Below are 17,616 nucleotides of genomic sequence, written 5' to 3'. Positions count from 1 at the left end.
ACCCTAGGGCTGCCCGGCCGGTGGGCGCAATGGGTCGCACCGGCAGCGAAACTCGGATAACCGCTCGTCGATCGGGGTTTGCCGGCGACGGAAAACCTTGGCAGGGTGTGCAACGCAACCGCGTGCGGCGGCCGGCGTCCAGGTGGCGCCGCCCGACCGCCGCGATGGATTCCGACCTGCGCACGGACGCGCCGGTATGTGACGAGGAGGTGGCCGGCGGTGCTGCGCGACGGACTCGCGCCGGTGCGCTCCCTCTTCCGTCGCTCCCCGGTGGTGCTGCTCAGCGCAGCCCTGGTGCTGCTGTTGACCGGCTGGGCCGCCGTGACCTACGTGCGAGCGGACCGGGGCGTGCCGGAGTGCGCCGAGCGGGTTCGGCTGCGGGTGGCCGCCGCGCCGGTGATCGCTCCGGCCCTCGACCGGATCGTGCGGGCAAGCGTCGGTCGCCAGCCGTGCGTGTCGATCGACGTGCAGGCCCGGGAGTCCGCCACCGTGGCCGGGGACCTGGCCAACGCGGTGGACGTCGCCGACGCCTGGCTGCCGGAATCCACGTTCTGGCTGCGCCGGGCCCGGGCTGGCGGGGCCTTCGAGGTGCCTGGCGAGGGCACCTCGGTGGCGAGCACCCCGGTGGTGCTCGCGGTGACCGAGCCGACCGCGCGCCGGCTGGGGTGGCCGGCGAAGCAGGTGACCTGGGCGTCGCTGATCGGACCGAAGGCCCGTCCGACTCCGGTGGGAGTGCCGGACCCGGCCGCCGACCCGTCCGGGGTCGCCGCGCTGCTCGGGGTACGCGCGCTGGTCGCCGGTGAGCGGCAACCGGCTGCCGCGATGGCAGCCGTGCTGCGCCGGCTCGCGGGCGAGACGTTCTCCGCCGGCGAGGGCGGGGGCGTCCTGGCGCCTGGGGGCGGGCTGGCCAACAGGGCCCAGGCGGTCGCGGCCAGCGAGCAGGCCGTGCTCGACCACAACGCGCTGGCCGGCTCGAACAGGTTGGTCGCCGCGTACCCGGAGATCGGCGTGCCGTCGCTGGACCTGCCGTACGTGGTGCTGCCCGCCGCGCGTGGTCACGTCCGGGATGCGGCCGCCGGCTTCCTGACCAACCTGCTCACTGTCGAGTCCCGGGACACGCTGCTCGGGTTCGGCTTCCGGACGGCGTCCGGCTTCCCTCCGGCAATTCCCGACGACGGTCGACTGCGGGCCGAGGAGCGCCGACCCGTGCCGTTGCCCGCCGAGGAGACGGTCACCGAGGTGCTGAACGGCTGGAGCGGCGTGCAGCGCAGCGCGCGAATCCTCACCGTCATCGACGTCTCCGGCTCGATGGCAGCCCCGGTGCCCGGCACCGGCGAGACCCGGCTCGCGGCGACCGTGAAGGCCGCCCGCGAGGGAGCCGGTCTGCTGTTGGACAACAGTGAGCTGGGGATCTGGGTCTTTTCCACGAAGGTGGACGGGGACCGGGACTACCGGGAGATCCTGCCCGTCGCCCCGCTGCGCGCCCAGCGTGCCCGGCTCGCCGACCGGTTGGCCGCCGTCCGGGTCAAGACCGGCGGGGGCACCGGGCTGTACGACGCGACGTTGGCCGCGTACCAGGACGCCCGGCAGCACTGGACGCCCGGCCGGATCAACCTGGTGCTGGTCATGACCGACGGGCGGAACGAGGACGAGGACAGCATCGGCCGGGCGAAGTTCCTGGCCGAGCTGACCCGGTTGCAGGACCCCCGCCGGCCGTTGCCGATCATCTTCATCGGGCTGGGTCGGGACGTCGACCCGGACGAGCTGAACGCGATCGTCAAGGTCACCGGCGGCCGGGTGTTCCGTACCGAGCAGCCCAGCGGCATCCGGCAGATCTTCTTCTCCGCGCTCGCCGACCTGAGCTGCCTGCCGCCGGACTGCCGCCGATGAGCCGACCGCACGTCCGCCGGCTGGTACGCGGGGCGCCCTGGACCCCGCTGTCGCTGCTGCTGCTCGTCGCGATCGCCTTCGGGCAGCGGCCCGGCCAGGTCACCTTCGACACCAAGCTCGACCTGGCCGCGAACCCGATCCACTTCCTGGACCGCGCGCTGCACCTGTGGAACCCGGAGGCGACCTCCGGCGAGCTGCAGAACCAGGCGTACGGCTACCTCTTTCCGATGGGGCCGTTCTTCGCCGGCGGTCAGCTGCTGGGTGTGCCAGCGTGGATCACGCAGCGGGCCTGGACCGCGCTCCTGCTGGCGGTGGCGTTCTACGGGCTGCTCCGGCTGGCCCGGGCGTTGAACATCGGCACCGAACCGACCCGGTACGCGGCCGCGCTCGGCTACGCGCTCGCACCCCGGATGCTCACCGAGATCGGCGCCCTGTCCTCGGAGACGCTGGCCGCGGCGCTGCTGCCGTGGGTGCTGCTGCCGCTCGTGCAGGCCCGCCGGATCGGCTCGCCACGTCGGGCCGCGGCGCTCTCCGCGCTGGCCGTGCTCGGCATGGGTGGGATCAACGCGGCAGTGGTCCTGCTGGCCCTGCTGCTGCCCGGGATCTGGCTGCTGACCCGTCGCTGGGACCGGGCCCACCTGCGCCTGGTCGGCTGGTGGTGCCTCGGTGTCGTCGCGGTGTGCCTGTGGTGGATCGTGCCGCTGCTGCTGCTCGGCGAGTACAGCCTGCCGTTCCTGGACTACATCGAGTCGTCCACCACGACCACCGGGGTGGCCTCGCTCTTCCAGGCCGTCCGGGGCACCAACCAGTGGGTGGCGTACATCGTCCAGGGGGATCCGTGGTGGCCGGCGGGCTGGCTGCTGATCGACCACCCCGTGCTGATGGCGCTGACCGCGCTTGTCGCGTTGATCGGGCTGGCCGGGTTGGCCGGCAACCTCCTGCCGGAACGGCGTTTCCTGGTGCTCGGCTTCCTGGCCGGGCTGACCCTGCTCACCATGGGCTACGTGGGCAGCCTGGACAGCCCGCTCTCGGGGCCGGTCCGGGAGTTGCTGGACGGCCCGCTGGCCCCGTTCCGCAACGTGCACAAACTCGACCCGGTGCTGCGCCTGCCGCTGATGCTCGGCTTCGCGCATGGCGTGGACGCGGTGGTCACCCGGCTGCACAACGCCGCCGCCCGGCGCCGGCCCGGCATCCGGCTGCGACCGTTGGCGCTCGTACCGGTGCTGCTGCTGGTCCTGGGCGCCGCCGCGCCGGCCTGGCTGGGTCAGCTGAGACCCGGGCCCGGCTGGTCGGACCTGCCGCCGCACTGGCGGTCCGCGGCCACCTGGCTGGCCGACCGGGACGCGCTGGCCCGGACGTTGATGGTGCCCGGGTCCGGCTTCGGCCAGTACGAGTGGGGGCGCACTGTCGACGAGCCGCTCCAGGCGCTGGCCGGAGCACCCTGGGCGGTGCGGAACCAGATCCCGCTCGGCTCGGCCGGCAACACGCGGGTGATGGACACGGTCGAGACCGTCCTGGCCGGTGGTCGGGGGTCGGCAGGGCTGGCCGACTTCCTGGCCCGTGCCGGCTTCCGGCACGTGCTGCTGCGCAACGACATCGACCGGAGCCAGGTGGACGCTCCGCCGGTCGCGGTGCTGCGCCGTGCGCTGACCGACTCGCCGGGCATCGCACGGGTGGCGACCTTCGGGAGCACGACCGCTGCCGGTCGCACGCCGGGCAGCCCGGTCGACGACGACGCCGGGCCGGTGCCGGCCATCGAGGTGTACGAGGTGCAGCGCCCGGTGCCGGCCGCCTCGGCGGTGCTCACCGACGATGTGCCGACGGTCAGCGGCGGTCCGGAGTCCCTGCTTCCCCTGCTGGAACAGGGGCTGGTGGAGCGGGACCGGCCGGTGGTGCTGGCCGGGGACCGCGCCGAGGTGGGGGACGAGAGGTGGATCGTCACCGACGGGCTGCGCCGCCGGGAGCGTGACATTGGCCGGGTGCGGGACAACGTCAGCCAGACGCTGACCGCCACGGAAGCCGGCCGGCAGGGTCGGGTGGCCCTCGACCTGCTGCCGTTCCCCGGCAAGCGGCACCAGACCGTCGCCACCTACCAGGGGGTGCGGGAGGTCAGCGCGAGCACCGCGACCAGCTTCGTGGACAACCTCGCCCCCGCCGACCCGTCGCACCTGCCGTTCGCCGCCGTGGACGGCGAGTACGCCACCGCGTGGCACTCCGCGCCGTTGGCCGGGCCGGTCGGCCAGTGGCTCCAGGTGGACCTGGACACCCCGCGCGCGGTGGACACCGTGTCGTTGGCGTTCGTCGACGACCTCGGGGTGGGCTGGCCGGTGACCCGGTTCCGGATCACCACCGACCGGGGCTCGGTGGACCACGAGGTGGCCGACACGCTGGGTGGGCACTCGTACTACACGCTGCCCGGATCCACCAGCCGCATACGGGTCACGGTTTTGGGCGTCGCCGGGGAACGACGCGACGGCGGGGTTGGCATCCGGGAACTCACCATTCCCGGCACCACCGCCCGCCGCGCCCTCCAGGCGCCGAACGACCTGCCCAAGGGCTTCCACGGGCCGGTCGCCTGGTCGTTCAGTCGAGGCCCGGCCGACCGGTCCGCCTGTTTCCCGGCAGCCGCTCCCGGCGCCGGTTGGGACGCGGCGGGCGCCGGGTCGGCGGGCGACGCCGACCGACCGGCCGGCTCGGTGGTGCGGTGCGACCGCTTCCTTGCGCGTGCCGGCGAGGAACCGCTCGGCGTCGACCGGGTGTTCCGCAGCACCACAGCGGGCAACTACCGATTGGCGCTCACCGCCGTGCCCCGACCGGCCGGTCAGCTCACCCTGACCGGCGTACCGGTGGCGGCCACCGTCTCCTCGTACCTGACCGGCGACCCGGCCGTCGCCGGCTACGCGGCCGTCGACGGCGACCCGGGGACGGCCTGGCTGGCCGACACCGGCGACCTCCGCCCCACACTGCGGTTGCGGTGGCCCGGGCAACGACGCCTCGCCGAGGTGCGGCTACGGCCCGCGGAGCTGCCGGTCGGCTCGCTGCCCACCCAGGTCGAGGTGCGGACCCCGGGCCGCAGCCGGGTGCTGCCGGTCGCCGCGGACGGGACGGTCCGCTTCCCGGCTGTGCGAACGGACCGGATCGAGATCGTGGTCCGGGAGACCGCCGCGCGGGTCGCCGACCGGCGCGGTAACGGCTGGACCGCCACCGCCGGCATCGCCGAGGTGGAGATCCCGGCGCTGGACGGCCTGCTCCGCCCGCTGTCCGGCGGCACCCGGATCACCGAGAAATGCGGCACCGGACCGGCCATCGAACTGGACGGCTACCGCTACCAGACCTCGGTGGCCACCACCCTCGCCGACGTGCTGGCCGGCCGGCCGGCGCCGGTCACGATCTGTGGCACCACGGGAGCGGTGGTGGACCTCCCGGCGGGAGGGCACCAGCTGGCGACCGTACCGTCGGCCGGTTTCGTGGTGCAGGACGCCACCCTGCGTCCGGAGGCGGCGGTGCCGGCGGCCCGGCACCGCGAGGTGACAGTGCTCGACTGGGACCCGACGGACCGGCGGGTCCGCGTGGCAGCCGGTGGCGCGGCGCTGCTGGTGGTGCCGGAGAACGCCAACGCCGGCTGGACGGCCACCCTCGCTGGTCAGAAGCTGGCCACGACCCGGGTGGACGGCTGGCAGCAGGCGTGGGTGCTGCCCGCCGGTGACGCCGCCGACGTCCGGCTGGTCTTCGCGCCGGACCGGACGTACCGGGGCGCTCTGGCGGCGGGTGCGTTCTCCGCGCTCGTGGTGTTTCTGCTGGCCGCGTGGCCGGTCCGCCGCCGCGCCGGGGTGGACCGGACGATCCCGGCCGAAGGCCCGGCGTGGGCGATCGGCGTCCTGCTGGTGGTGCTGCTCGCCGCCCTGGGCGGGGTGCTGCCGGTGGCGATCGTGCTGGCCGCGATGCTGCTGCGGCAGCTCGCCATCCGGGCGTTGCCGGTGGTGGTGCTCGGCGGCCTGGCGGTCGCCACGGTGACCGCGGTGGCGGGCCGGTTGCAGGGCCACGGGCAGGAGTGGGCGTACGGCCCGTGGGTGCAGGCGGCGATGCTTGTCGCGATCGGTGCGGTCACCGCGGCGGTGATCCCGGCACCCGGCACACCGGCCGCGCGAACGGCGGCGGGCGGGGACGAGCCGGCGACGGACCCGCCCCCGCAGCGGACGACTGTGGGCCCGGCGCGGCCGGAACCACGGACCAGGGACCAGGACGAGGACGAGGACGGGACGATGGCGCGATGACCACAGCAGACGGGGTGGCTGGCCGGGGGGCGTACCGGCGGTTCGCCACACTGGGCCGCTCGGTGACGCTGTTTCGGGCGTTCCTGGTCGAGCAGACCGACCCGGACCACTTCTACGGTCTGCTGGCCGGGGATTCGGTACGTCAGGTGGCGGGCTACACCGCGCTCGCCGGGCGGACCGTGCTGGACGTCGGAGGCGGGCCGGGGTACTTCGCCTCCGCCTTCCGCGCCGCCGGTGCCCGGTACGTGGGCCTCGACCCGGACGTCGGCGACTTCTCCGCCGCCGGGGACTCGGTCGCCGGCATGCTGCGGGGCAGCGGCACCTCCCTGCCGGTCCGGTCCGCCAGTGTGGACGTGACGTTCTCCTCGAACGTGCTGGAACACGTCTCCGCGCCGAGCCGGATGCTTGACGAGATGGCCCGGGTGACTCGGCCGGGTGGTGTGCTCTTCGTGTCGTTCACCCCGTGGCTGTCGCCGTGGGGCGGGCACGAGACGGCACCCTGGCACTACCTCGGCGGCGACCGGGCCCGCCGGCGTTACCAGCGGAGGATGGGCCGGCCGCCGAAGAACCGCTACCGCGAGACACTCTTTCCGGTCACCATCTCGGACGCCCTGCGCTGGGCGCGCGGCAGCGGTGACGTCGAGGTGCTGGACGCGCTGCCGCGTTACCACCCGTGGTGGGCCCGCTGGGTGGTCCGGGTGCCCGGCGTACGCGAGGTCGTGTCCTGGAACTTCGTGCTCGTCCTGCGGCGAACCGGTCAGGAACCGGGCGGCGCGGCGGAAAAACAGAGCTGACCGGGGGTCGCGTTGCAATGTGACCAGGTAGTAACCTCGCGGCCACATCACTGATCGATAGCGGCGAAATTAGCTCCTCCAGGGAGGAAACATGAAGCACCGCGCCATAGGTGCCGTGCTGTTCGGTGGCGGCGTACTGCTCCTGGCGTTGGCCGCCGGATTGGTGTTCGTCGTCAAGCCCGCGATGACCAAGCTGCCCTATGATCTAGAGGCGTCGACGTCCGTCGCCGAGGCGAAGGGTGCCACTTTCCTTCAGATCGCCAACGGCGCCATCGCGATCCACCAGGGCGATCTCAAGTCCACCGTCCTGGTCACACCGAACCGCGAGCAGACCGCCAAGCTCAGTGGCGACCTCAAGGGCGACACGGTGGTCTGGACGGTCGGTCAGACCGTCGACCGGACGGACACCAAAGAGCTGGTGAACGCGTACGGCGCCACGCTGGCGCTGGACCGGGTCTCCGGCGCGGCGGTGAACTGGGACGGTCAGTACCTCGACGACACCGGCACCCGGGAGAAGGTGACGTTCGCCGGCCAGGTCTACAAGTTCCCGTTCAACACCGAGAAGCGGAGCTACGACGTCTTCGACCGCGATCTGCGGAAGGCGCTGCCGGCCGAGTTCAAGGGCACGGAGGACGTCAACGGGCTCGAGGCGTACCGGTTCGAGCAGGTGATCACCGACCAGCAGCTGAACCTGGCCTCCGACCGGATGGCCCTGCTGCTGGGTGCCCTCGCCCCCGGTGCGACCCAGGGCAGGATGACCTACAGCAACACCCGGACGCTCTGGGTCGACCCGGTCACCGGGTCGTACGTCAAGGTGCGTGAGGTGCAGAGTAAGGCCCTGGTGCCGGATGTCGGCACCCCGATCTCGCTGCTCAAGGCCGACTTCACCTACAACGACGCCACCATCGAGGCGTCGGTGAAGCGGGCCAACGAGAGCCGTGGCCAGCTCACCATCCTCGGCGTCTACGCCCCGATCGGCGTGGCGGTGCTGGGCCTGGTGCTGATCGTTGTCGGTCTGCTGGTGGCCCGCCGGGGCGGGACCGCGCCGGCGGCCGAGGCGCGTCACCGGGCCGACCCGGTGCCCACGGGTGACCCGACGCCGACCCGGGTCGACCAGCCGGCGGTGCGGGACGACGAGCGCGAGCGGGAGGGCGGTCCGCTGACCGACGAGATCCCGCCGGCAACGACGAACTGGAAGTCCGAGGATCCGACGGTCCCGTCCCAGCGCTCGACGCCGGGCGGGGTGGAGCAGCGCTGACGCGCGTACGACCGGACGTATGACGAAGGGGTGGGCCGCACTGCGGTCCACCCCTTCGTCATGTCCCGCGACCTGCGCACTTTACATCCGTTACCAGATTGTAATCGGTCTATGCGATTGTCACTCTCCGTCGCTTTGCCGGGAATGATCACCTGGTTTGTGCCCTTTTGAAACCCCTCTGTGGTCCATGGTCCCGACATCTCGTGACGGTGCGACACCGCCTGGATGGCAGTGTGTTACCGCCGGGTAATCAAGGGGTTGTGAGTCGCGCCGCAACGGGTGCACGATCAGGCTCGATCGTTACCCGCCGGTAATAGATGACGGGCCCGGTGCAGGGCCGCCAGTCCGAAACCGGCCACCCGCGCGCATCCGCCTGAGGAGGAACCCGTGCAGGATCGGTTAGACAGTCAGGGTCGTACCCGGTGGCGGCGCTTCGCCGCCATGATGGTGCCCGCCACGGCGGCTGCCGGCGCCATCCTCTTTGGCATGTCGAGCGGCGCGATCGCGTCCGACATCACGGTCTCCGGGCAGACGTTCAAGATCGGTGCCGACCGCCTGGAGGGCGACGGCTTCAAGCAGTACGGCGGCATCGTCAAGGAGAAGGGCAAGGACGGCAAGAGCGGCGAGGTGCACCCGATCGCGCTTTCCGAGATCAGCAGCGCCGACCTCTACAACCTCTGCCAGTCCGTCCGCGCCGACCTGCCCGGCCTGCCGGTGGTGCTCACCATCAACGCCGGCGAGGGCAAGCAGCCCGCCCACGCCGAGGACCTGCTGATCGCGATGGACTCGCTCGACGGCAACGCGACGTTCACCAAGATCAAGATTGGTCGGGATGCCACCGACCTGAACCCGACGGCGCAGAAGGGTTCGTTCGGCCAGAACGCCGACCACGTCACCATCACCAACCTGAAGCAGGTGTCCCGGTACACGACCGCGGCGACCTTCAACCTGGTCGGCCTGCGGCTCAAGGTCAACGTGGGCGACGACGCCAAGGGCAAGGAGTGCTTCTGAGCTGAGCGCGGCCCGCGGTGACCGACCGCCGCGGGCCCGCTCCACCCCCGTCCCCGCTCCGCCAGGAGGAGTACGTGACAACCGCCAACCCGTCCCATGTCCGGCCGAGCAGTGCGGCCCAGGCGTGGCGGAGGTTCCGCCGCTGGCGACGGAGCCGGCCGTTCTGGGGCGGCCTTTTCACCATCCTGGCCGGGGTGGAGATGTTCGCCTCCACCCGGATGACCATCAACGGCCTGAGCTTCCACAGCGGAGCCACCGGGCTGCTCTCCCTGCTGATCCCGGTCATCCTGGTGACCTGCGGCGTGCTGCTCTGGTTCACCCCGGCGCAGCGGCTGTTCTACTCGATCGTCGCGGCGGTCACCGCGGTCTACGCGCTGATCGGGCTGAACCTCGGCGGGTTCTTCGTCGGCCTGCTGCTCGGCATCGTCGGCAGCGCGCTCGCCTTCGCCTGGACGCCGACCCGACCAGCGTCTGCCACCCCTGACCCGGCCTCTACCGAGCCGACCGCCGCCGCCGAGCAATCTGCCAGCGACCCGACCGTCGCTGACCCGGCCGTCGTCGGGCCGGCCGGTACGGGCGAGGTGCCGCAGCAACCAGACGAGCACCGAACCGAGCGGAGCACCGACTCCGCACCGGCCGGGATCGCCCCGGCCGATGCGACCGATGGCCGGACCGGCTCGGTGGCGGACCCTGACGCGGGCGCGTCCGGGCGTGCCGTTGATCCGCGTACCTTCGGTGTCGCCCTGGTGGTGCTCGGCCTCGCCACCGCCGGCCTGGCCGCCCAGCCTCGGCCGGTGCAGGCCGCCCCGACCCTCCCCGCCGCGAGCGTCTGCCCCACCCGGCCGGCGACTCCATCGCCCACTCCGAGCGCGCCGACCGCGACACCGGCACCGAGCGCAAGCCCGCACCGGGACGGCAACGTCGTCACCGACATCCTGGACGGGATCGGTGACCTGCTCACCGGCGGCCACCGCCGCGACGCCGCGACACCGTCGACAAGCCCGACCGTCACGCCCTCGGCCAAGCCGACCGCCACACCGACGGCCCGTCCCGGGTCCACGGCCTGCCCGGCCCCGGGCCGGCCCGGCCGACCGGGCGCGACGACGCCGGGTCCGGCGAAACCCGGCACCGTGGAGCCGGGCAAGCCCCTGCCGCGCATCGCCGCCGACCCGAACCTGCCTCGGGTGGCGCAGACGCCGTCCAAGCTCACCGGGACTTCGGTGCGGATGACGGGTCTGCGGTTCGAGGGAATCACCGACCTGCAGACCGAGAACGGCACCCTCAAGGTGCTGAAGTTCAGCATGCGGGAGGCGGTGACCGAGGACTTCCTGCTACGCGCCGACGGCCCGCAGGGGCGCAACCAGCGGTACGCGACCGACCGGCTGACCGTGAGCGGTGACGTGGCCTTCTACGCCACCCGATTCGTCGGCCGGCTGCTCGGCATCAAGATCACACTGACGCCGGACCTGCCGCTGCCGAACGGCCTCCCGGTCACCTCGCCCATCCCGATCACGTTCACCGACCCGGTCATCGACCTGGCGTACGTCACCAGCAACACCCTGACCGCGAAGCCGGCGCTGGCGCTGACCCTCGGCTGAGCGGCGGCCCGGCGGCCTCCGGGTGCCGACGACTGATCGCCTCGCCGGCACCCAGGGCCACTTCGGTGCCCTAGAGCCGGGCCAGCGCCTTGCGCAGCGGGTCGAGACCCAGCGCGCCCAGGTCCAACGCCTGCCGGTGGAACTCCCGCAGGTCGAAGTCGGCGCCCTTGCGGGCCTTGGCGTCCTCGCGGGCCTGCAACCAGATCCGCTCACCCACCTTGTACGACGGCGCCTGCCCCGGCCAGCCCAGGTAGCGGTTCAGCTCGAAGCGCAGGTTCTCGTCCGGCACCCGGCAGTGCGCCCGCATGAACTCCCAGCCCAGCTCGGGCGTCCACCGCTCGCCCGGGTGGAAGCCGAACGGGTTGTCCTTCGGGATCTCCAGCTCCAGGTGCATGCCGATGTCGACGATCACCCGGGCGGCGCGCATCGCCTGGCCGTCGAGCATGCCCAGCTTGTCGCCCGGGTCCTCCAGGTAACCCAGCTCGTCCATCAGCCGCTCCGAGTAGAGCGCCCAACCCTCGCCGTGCCCGGAGACCCAGCAGAGCAGCCGCTGCCAGCGGTTGAGCAGGTCGGCCCGGACGGCGGTCTGCGCCACCTGAAGGTGGTGACCGGGCACGCCCTCGTGGTAGACCGTCGTCACCTCCCGCCAGGTGGAGAAGTCCGTGATGCCCTGCGGCACCGCCCACCACATCCGACCCGGCCGGGAGAAGTCCTCGCTCGGGCCGGTGTAGTAGATGGCCCCGTCGCTGGTCGGCGCGAGGCAGCACTCGATCCGGCGGACCTGCTCCGGAATGTCGAAGTGGGTGCCGTGCAGCTCGGCGATCGCCTTGTCGGCGAGCGCCTGCATCCAGTCGCGGAACGCCTCCTTGCCCTGGATGGTCCGGGCCGGGTCGGCGTCCAGCGTGGCCACGGCCTCGTCGACCGTCGCGCCCGAGCCGGCGATGCGCCCGGCCACGACCCGCATCTCCGCCTCCAGGCGGGCCAGCTCCGCGAAGCCCCAGGCGTACGTCTCGTCCAGGTCGACCTTCGCGCCGAGGAAGTACTGCGAGGCGAGTTCGTAGCGCTCCCGGCCGGCGGCCTGCTTGTCCCGACCGTGCGGGGCCAGCTCGGCCCGCAGGAACTGGCCGAACTCGGCGGTCGCAGCGGTGGCCGCCGCCGCGCCCCGGCGCAGTTCGGCGCCGAGCGTGCCGTCCGCGCCCAGTCGTTCGACCAGGCCGTGGAAGAAGTTGTCCGCGGTCGGGTCGGTCCAGGTGTCGCACTGCTTGGCCACCTCGACGAGCTGCACCTTCGAGCTCACCCGCCCGTCGGCGAGCGCCTCGCGCAGCGTGGTCTTGTAACCCTCCAGCGCTCCCGCCAGGCCGTTGAGCCGGGCGGCGATGTTGGCCTGGTCGTCGGCCGTCGCGGTCGGCATCAGGTCGAACACCATGCGGACCTCGTGCAGCCCGCTCTCGATCACGCTGATTTCGCTCGTCGTCTCGCCGGCCTCGTAACGGGCCAGGTCGAGGCCGAGCCGTTCCTGCATGGCCTCCTTGGCGGTGCGTTCCGCCTCGGTGTCCGGCTCGGTCACCTCAAGCTCGGCGAGTGTGCGGCGGGTGAGGTCCGCCTTGGCCTGGTAACCGTCGGGGGAGAGGTCGTCGAGCTGGTCGTCATGGCCGGCGATGCCGACGTAGGTCGCGCCGGTGGGGCTCAACGGCGCCCACTCGGCCACGTAGCGGTTGGCGAGTTCATCAATTCGTCCCACAGTGCGACACTACGTGACCACCCCACCTGGATGTCGACGACGTTTGTCGTGTTCAGGTACCAGATCCAGAGGGCGGAAAGCCGCGGGACTTTGTCGTACCCGTCCGGCAGACTGTCAGGAGTGACCACCGATATCGCTCCTGACAAGGCGCCGTTGCGTGCCTGGCTGCCGGGCTTCTTCGCCCTCGCCGCCATCTGGGGTTCCAGCTTCCTGTTCATCAAGGTCGGCGTGGCCGAGCTGCACCCCGTCCAGCTGACCCTCTACCGCGTCGTCGCCGGCGCGCTGACCCTGCTGGTCGTCCTCGCGGTGCTGCGCGACCGACTGCCGCGCGAGCCCCGCGTGTGGGCGCACCTCTTCGTCGTCGCCGCCTTCGGCGTGGCCGTGCCGTTCACCCTCTTCGGTTACGGTGAGCAGCGGGTCGAGTCGATGCTCGCCGGCATCTGGAACGCGACGACGCCGTTGATCGTGCTCCCGCTCGCGGTGCTGGTGTTCCGCACCGAGCGGTTGACCGTGCGCCGCGCGATCGGCCTCGGGCTGGGCTTCCTCGGCGTGCTCGTGGTGCTCGGGGTCTGGGAGGGCATCGGCGGGGCACACTTCGTCGGGCAGTTGTTGTGCTTCGGCGCGGCCGCCTGCTACGGCGTCGCCATCCCGTACCAGAAGCGGTTCGTCGCCGGCAGCGCGCACTCCGGCCTCTCGCTGTCCACGGCGCAGCTGCTGCTCGCCGCCGTCCAGCTCGCCGTCGTCACCCCGTTCGTCGCGGGTGCGCCGCCGCTGCCCACCGAGCTGTCGCCGAAGGTGGTGGCCAGTGTGCTGACCCTCGGTGCGCTCGGCACCGGGCTCGCCTTCGTCATCAACATGCGCAACATCCGGGTGGCCGGCGCGAGCACGGCCTCCACCGTCACGTACCTGATTCCGATCTTCGCGGTGCTGATCGGCGCCGTGGTGCTCGACGAGCGGCTCAACTGGCACCAGCCGGTCGGCGCGCTCATCGTGCTGCTGGGGGTCGCGGTCGCGCAGGGCCTGTTCGGCCGTCGGAAGCCGCGCCCGGTGGTCGGCGTCGGCGCGCCCGCCGCGCCCGCAGCCGAACCCGCCCGCAGGTGACCCCGACCGGGCCGCCGGTCAGGCCCGGTCGTGTGTCCACTCCACCAGTCGCTCGGCCGACCAGGTGTTGACCACCCGGTCGGCCGGGACGCCGCAGCGGGCCGCCCGCTCGCAGCCGAACCGCTGCCAGTCGAGCTGACCGGGCGCGTGCGCGTCCGTGTTGATCGCGAAGCGGCAGCCCGCCTCCAGGGCACGGCGGATCAGTCGCTTCGGCGGGTCCTGCCGCTCCGGCCGAGAGTTGATCTCAACGGCGGTGTCGTGCTCCGCGCAGGCGGCGAAGACCGCGTCCGCGTCGAAGTCGCTCTCGTTCCTGGTCCGCGCCCGGTGGCCCCGATCACCCGGGCCGGTCACTCCCGCCGGCCGGGACGACACCATCCGCCCGGTGACGTGACCGAGAATGTCCAGGTGCGGGTTGGCGACCGCCCTCAGCATCCGCCGGGTCATCTTCGCCCGCTCGTCCTTGAGGCCGCTGTGCACCGAGCCGACCACCACGTCCAGCCGGGCCAACAGCTCGTCGTCCTGATCGAGCGAGCCGTCGGCGAGGATGTCCACCTCGATCCCGGTCAGGATCCGGAAGCCCTCGGGCAGCGCCGCGTTGACCTGCGCGACGTGGTCGAGCTGCCGGCGCAGCCGCTCGGCGGTCAGCCCTCGTGCCACCGTGAGTCGGGGCGAGTGGTCGGTCAGCACCAGGTACTCGTGGCCCAGCTCCACCGCGGCCAGCGCCATCTCCTCGATCGGGGAGCCGCCGTCGGACCAGTCCGAGTGGGTGTGGCAGTCGCCGCGAAGGGCGGCGCGCAGCGCCGTGGCCTCGGCGTCCAGGTCGCTGCCCTCGGTCGCCACCAGCCGGCGTAGATAGATCGGTTCCTCGCCGGCCAGGGACTCCGCCACGCAGCGGGCCGTCACGTCCCCCACGCCCGCCAGCTCGGTGAGTGTGCCGTTGCCGGCCCGCTCGGCCACCTCGGCCGTCGGGAGGCCGGCCAGCGCCTTCGCCGCCGAACGGAACGCCCGCACCCGGTAGGTGGCCTCGTTCGCACGCTCCAGCAGGAACGCGATCCGGCGCAGGTCGGCAATGGGGTCCCGGGCGCTCATCCACCGAACCTAGTGCGTACGAGCCGCGTCAGGGAGCCTTCGGGCAGCCGTGTTCGCGCTGCCACGCGGTCACCTCGGCGGCGGGTTCCCGGTTGCCGCCGCGCCGCCACGAGTCCAGATAGCGCGCCGGCCAGAGCACACCGCGCCGGATCCACCACCCGTCCTTGCCGGTGCACGGCGGCGAGATGCCGAAGTGCACGTGACAGACGTTGTTCGCGTTGCCGGTGCGGCCCACCTTGCCGAGCTGCTGCCCGGCACGGACCCGAACCCCCGCCTCGATGCCGGCGCCGACCACGCTCAGGTGCGAGCCGTAGTAGCGCACCCCGTCGTCGCCGAGCAACGACACCGACAGGCCGCCGTTGTCCGGGCCCTGCGGCCCACTCTTGGAGTACCTGTCGACACGACTCACCTCCAGGACCTTGCCGTCGGTCACCGCCACGAACGGCTCACCGCAGTCGGCGAACACGTCCGTCGCCGGGTACGCCCCGTGCGTCGTGTGATAGTCCACGTTGTCGGCGCGTACCGGAAAGACGTGCCGGAGCCCGGCGCGGGGTGCGGTCGGCGACGGCCTGGCCGACGACGGCGTCGGGCTGGCCGGGCGGGTCGTCGGCGTGGCCGCCGGCGCTGCCGGCTGCTCACCTGTCGCCCAGACCGCCGACGGCGACGCCGCGGCGCCATCCGGCGGCACCCCCGGCCGGGTGGTCGCGCAGCCGGCGGCCAGCACCGGGGCGAGCAGCAGCAGGATCGGGTACGCCGGACGCACGCGGCGACCGATCGTCGGCGAGGGCATTCGGTCATCCTGACAGACCGGTACCGTGGGCACGAGCGACGCGCGTGAGGGGAGGGCAGCCGATGACCATCGCCCGACCCGACCCCGTGCCGGATCCCGGTCCCGCCCGCCCGGCGTCGCGTACCCCGTCGGGGCTCTTCCCTGCCGGGCCGCCAACCAGACCCACCTACCGCGAACCGCACCCGGTGACCGGCGGTGGCGTCGCCGCCGGCGGTGGCGCGGCGGCTGCCTGGCTGCTGCTGTTCGGGCTGCTGGGCACCGACGTCGCCAGGTACGCGTGGTGGACGGTGGTGGCCGGCCTGCTGGCCTGGCTGACGGCTCTGGTGCTGGTCCGCTACGGCGATCGCGGCGTGGCCACCGGGGTGGCCATCGTCACCGCCGGTGGGTGGAGCATCGCCGCCGCCGTGGTGGCGGTCCGCTGGGCGACAAGCGGTGACTGGCCGATGTGGTGAGCGTGTTCGGACCGGCCCGGATCGGGGGGCGGACGACTGCGCCGCGTGCCCGGTTGGCTGCGTAGCGAACGCCGTCTTGACGTGGCTGTCGATACTCGGCACCCTCGGCACTATGGCCTGGACCACCCCGCGGCAGGACCCGGATCGCAACCGCCGCCGCCTCCAGTTGCTCGCCGAGTTGGCGGGCGCTCGGGCGGTACGCCAGCGCAGCCGGCCGCAGCGACAGCGCACCGAGCGTCTGCGCCAGCTCATCGCCACCCGCCGTCGGGTAGCCGGCTGATCCGACTTTGTCAGGTTTGGCTGGCGTCTCGGGGCGTTGACCGGTCGCCTGCCGACCCGACCGGCTAACGTGCACCCTTGACGAGTCGGCGCTGTGCCGAGGGCTTTTGGGGGAACCGTGTCGTACTTCGCTGCGGCCGTGGTGCGTGACGACAGTGGCTGGACCGCCGCCGAGGTCAGCCTGCGGGGCGCCACCGACATCGATGAGGTCGCCGACCGGCTGCGCGACGTCGACCAGGAAGCCGACGTGTCGCTGCTGTTCGTCGAGGCCGACGACGCGTACCTGGTGATCCTTCGTCTCGACGAGGGCGAGGATCTGCGGGTGTTCGGCTCGGACTCGGCGTTCGCCGAGGAGTCCCGGCTGGGTCAGCTGCTGGTCGGTGACCTGAAGACGTCCGTGACCGGGCTGGACGGCGACGACGAGCCCCGCCCGGCCGCCGGCGGCGACGACGACGAGAGCGAGCAGCCCGCCGTCGATCCGGAGGCCGATCCGGTGGGCGACGCCGACCTGCTGGCCAACCTGGGCATCTCCGCGCAGAAGCTGCTGACGCTCTGCGGCACCGAGGGGATGCTGCCGGCGGACGTCACCGCCGAGATCTGTGAGGTGCTCGGATGCGCCGACGAGGTCGAGGAGTTGCGTGAGGTCTGACCCCGCCGGGTCGGCAGCACACGGTGGGATCGTTCCGGCGGGCGGCGCGGAGCCGGCCGACGCCACCGATCCGCTGTTGGAGACGATCCGGCCGGGGCAGCCGACGCCCGGCGCGGTGGGCCGAGCCGGACCGGGCGCGCACGAAGGGCTGGCCGACCCGGGCGACCTCGGCCGGCGGCAGCGGCACGAGCTGTGGATGCGCCGGGCCCTGGAGGTCGCCGTCACCGGCCCGCCGGTCGACGACGCGGGTCCGGCCGACGTGGACGACGTGCCGGTGGGCGCGGTGCTCTACGGCCCGGACGGCACCGAGCTGGCGATCGGGCGCAACGAGCGGGAGTTGACCGGCGACCCCACCGCCCATGCCGAGGTGCTTGCCCTGCGCCGGGGCGCCGAGCGCGTTGGTCGGTGGCGACTGGACGGCTGCACCCTGGTGGTCACCCTGGAGCCGTGCACCATGTGCGCGGGCGCGCTGGTGCTGGCCCGGGTCTCCACCGTCGTCTTCGGTGCCTGGGAGCCCAAGACCGGCGCGGCCGGCTCCCTCTGGGACGTCCTGCGCGACCGCCGGCTCAACCACCGCCCCGAGGTCTACGGCGGCGTGTTGGAGACCGAGACCGCCGCCGTCCTGCGCGCCTTCTTCCGCTGAGACTGCCGCGCCCCGTTCGCTGTCAGTGCCCCTGGCCGCCGAAACCG

Annotated in this window: 14 protein-coding genes; 11 read left to right on the top strand and 3 right to left on the bottom strand. The window is 72.7% G+C overall.

Going from position 1 to position 17,616, the window contains the following annotated elements; all coding sequences use genetic code 11:
• The first annotated feature begins 219 nt into the window (after positions 1-219).
• From ACGGAQ_RS24205 to ACGGAQ_RS24180, 6 genes are all read left to right on the top strand, one after another.
• Entirely contained in the window at positions 220-1,890 is a 1,671-nt protein-coding gene (locus tag ACGGAQ_RS24205; protein ID WP_393052671.1) for a substrate-binding domain-containing protein, read from the top strand.
• Positions 1,887-6,164, top strand: coding sequence for an alpha-(1->3)-arabinofuranosyltransferase (locus tag ACGGAQ_RS24200; protein WP_393052669.1), 4,278 nt, complete (start codon positions 1,887-1,889; stop codon positions 6,162-6,164). Before ACGGAQ_RS24205 ends, ACGGAQ_RS24200 begins: the two co-directional genes overlap by 4 nt.
• Positions 6,161-6,958 carry a class I SAM-dependent methyltransferase gene (locus ACGGAQ_RS24195; protein WP_393052668.1) on the top strand — a complete coding sequence of 266 codons (798 nt, stop codon included), beginning with the start codon at positions 6,161-6,163 and terminating at the stop codon, positions 6,956-6,958. Before ACGGAQ_RS24200 ends, ACGGAQ_RS24195 begins: the two co-directional genes overlap by 4 nt.
• A gap of 91 nt (positions 6,959-7,049) precedes the next feature.
• On the top strand, positions 7,050-8,216 hold the full coding sequence (locus tag ACGGAQ_RS24190; RefSeq protein ID WP_393052667.1) for a DUF3068 domain-containing protein: 1,167 nt from the start codon (positions 7,050-7,052) through the stop codon (positions 8,214-8,216).
• Positions 8,217-8,603: 387 nt separating this feature from the next.
• Positions 8,604-9,227, top strand: coding sequence for a DUF6230 family protein (locus ACGGAQ_RS24185; protein WP_393052665.1), 624 nt, complete (start codon positions 8,604-8,606; stop codon positions 9,225-9,227).
• 74 nt (positions 9,228-9,301) lie between these two features.
• On the top strand, positions 9,302-10,825 hold the full coding sequence (locus ACGGAQ_RS24180; RefSeq protein WP_393052664.1) for a DUF6114 domain-containing protein: 1,524 nt from the start codon (positions 9,302-9,304) through the stop codon (positions 10,823-10,825).
• A 70-nt stretch (positions 10,826-10,895) separates the two neighbouring features.
• Here the strand turns inward: ACGGAQ_RS24180 and ACGGAQ_RS24175 are convergent, their stop codons facing one another.
• Positions 10,896-12,566 carry a DUF885 domain-containing protein gene (locus ACGGAQ_RS24175; RefSeq protein WP_393052662.1) on the bottom strand — a complete coding sequence of 557 codons (1,671 nt, stop codon included), beginning with the start codon at positions 12,564-12,566 and terminating at the stop codon, positions 10,896-10,898.
• A 120-nt stretch (positions 12,567-12,686) separates the two neighbouring features.
• Here ACGGAQ_RS24175 and ACGGAQ_RS24170 point away from each other — a divergent pair, with 120 nt between their 5' ends.
• Positions 12,687-13,667, top strand: coding sequence for a DMT family transporter (locus ACGGAQ_RS24170; RefSeq protein WP_393052660.1), 981 nt, complete (start codon positions 12,687-12,689; stop codon positions 13,665-13,667).
• 18 nt (positions 13,668-13,685) lie between these two features.
• On the opposite strand, the gene ACGGAQ_RS24165 is transcribed toward ACGGAQ_RS24170, so the two are convergent.
• Entirely contained in the window at positions 13,686-14,756 is a 1,071-nt protein-coding gene (locus tag ACGGAQ_RS24165; RefSeq protein ID WP_393052658.1) for a PHP domain-containing protein, read from the bottom strand.
• A gap of 28 nt (positions 14,757-14,784) precedes the next feature.
• Positions 14,785-15,546 carry a M23 family metallopeptidase gene (locus ACGGAQ_RS24160; protein ID WP_355135882.1) on the bottom strand — a complete coding sequence of 254 codons (762 nt, stop codon included), beginning with the start codon at positions 15,544-15,546 and terminating at the stop codon, positions 14,785-14,787.
• A gap of 62 nt (positions 15,547-15,608) precedes the next feature.
• On the opposite strand from ACGGAQ_RS24160, the gene ACGGAQ_RS24155 reads away from it, so the two are divergent.
• The 4 genes from ACGGAQ_RS24155 (at position 15,609) to ACGGAQ_RS24140 (ending at position 17,569) form a co-directional block, all read left to right on the top strand.
• Complete coding sequence (locus ACGGAQ_RS24155; protein ID WP_393052656.1) at positions 15,609-15,998, top strand: hypothetical protein; 390 nt, start codon at positions 15,609-15,611, stop codon at positions 15,996-15,998.
• Positions 15,999-16,110: 112 nt separating this feature from the next.
• Positions 16,111-16,278, top strand: a complete 168-nt coding sequence (locus tag ACGGAQ_RS24150; protein WP_167626078.1) for a hypothetical protein — start codon at positions 16,111-16,113, stop codon at positions 16,276-16,278.
• 117 nt (positions 16,279-16,395) lie between these two features.
• Positions 16,396-16,926, top strand: coding sequence for a tRNA adenosine deaminase-associated protein (locus ACGGAQ_RS24145; RefSeq protein WP_393052654.1), 531 nt, complete (start codon positions 16,396-16,398; stop codon positions 16,924-16,926).
• A 196-nt stretch (positions 16,927-17,122) separates the two neighbouring features.
• On the top strand, positions 17,123-17,569 hold the full coding sequence (locus ACGGAQ_RS24140) for a nucleoside deaminase (RefSeq protein WP_393052704.1): 447 nt from the start codon (positions 17,123-17,125) through the stop codon (positions 17,567-17,569).
• The last annotated feature ends 47 nt before the right edge of the window (positions 17,570-17,616 follow it).

Origin of the sequence: Micromonospora sp. NPDC047557 (assembly GCF_043205095.1) — a bacterium.
Classification (GTDB): domain Bacteria; phylum Actinomycetota; class Actinomycetes; order Mycobacteriales; family Micromonosporaceae; genus Micromonospora.
Note: the sequence above shows the minus strand (reverse complement) of the source record. Positions and strands in the feature narration are given on the sequence as shown.

Excerpts from the sequence above, each read along its gene's own strand:
- ACGGAQ_RS24200 (WP_393052669.1), top strand. The coding sequence starts at position 1,887 with ATGAGCCGACCGCACGTCCGCCGGCTGGTACGCGGGGCGCCCTGGACC.
- ACGGAQ_RS24195 (WP_393052668.1), top strand. The coding sequence starts at position 6,161 with ATGACCACAGCAGACGGGGTGGCTGGCCGGGGGGCGTACCGGCGGTTC.
- ACGGAQ_RS24190 (WP_393052667.1), top strand. The coding sequence starts at position 7,050 with ATGAAGCACCGCGCCATAGGTGCCGTGCTGTTCGGTGGCGGCGTACTG.
- ACGGAQ_RS24165 (WP_393052658.1), bottom strand. The coding sequence starts at position 14,756 with ATGAGCGCCCGGGACCCCATTGCCGACCTGCGCCGGATCGCGTTCCTG.
- ACGGAQ_RS24160 (WP_355135882.1), bottom strand. The coding sequence starts at position 15,546 with ATGCCCTCGCCGACGATCGGTCGCCGCGTGCGTCCGGCGTACCCGATC.
- ACGGAQ_RS24155 (WP_393052656.1), top strand. The coding sequence starts at position 15,609 with ATGACCATCGCCCGACCCGACCCCGTGCCGGATCCCGGTCCCGCCCGC.
- ACGGAQ_RS24150 (WP_167626078.1), top strand. The coding sequence starts at position 16,111 with ATGGCCTGGACCACCCCGCGGCAGGACCCGGATCGCAACCGCCGCCGC.
- ACGGAQ_RS24140 (WP_393052704.1), top strand. The coding sequence starts at position 17,123 with ATGCGCCGGGCCCTGGAGGTCGCCGTCACCGGCCCGCCGGTCGACGAC.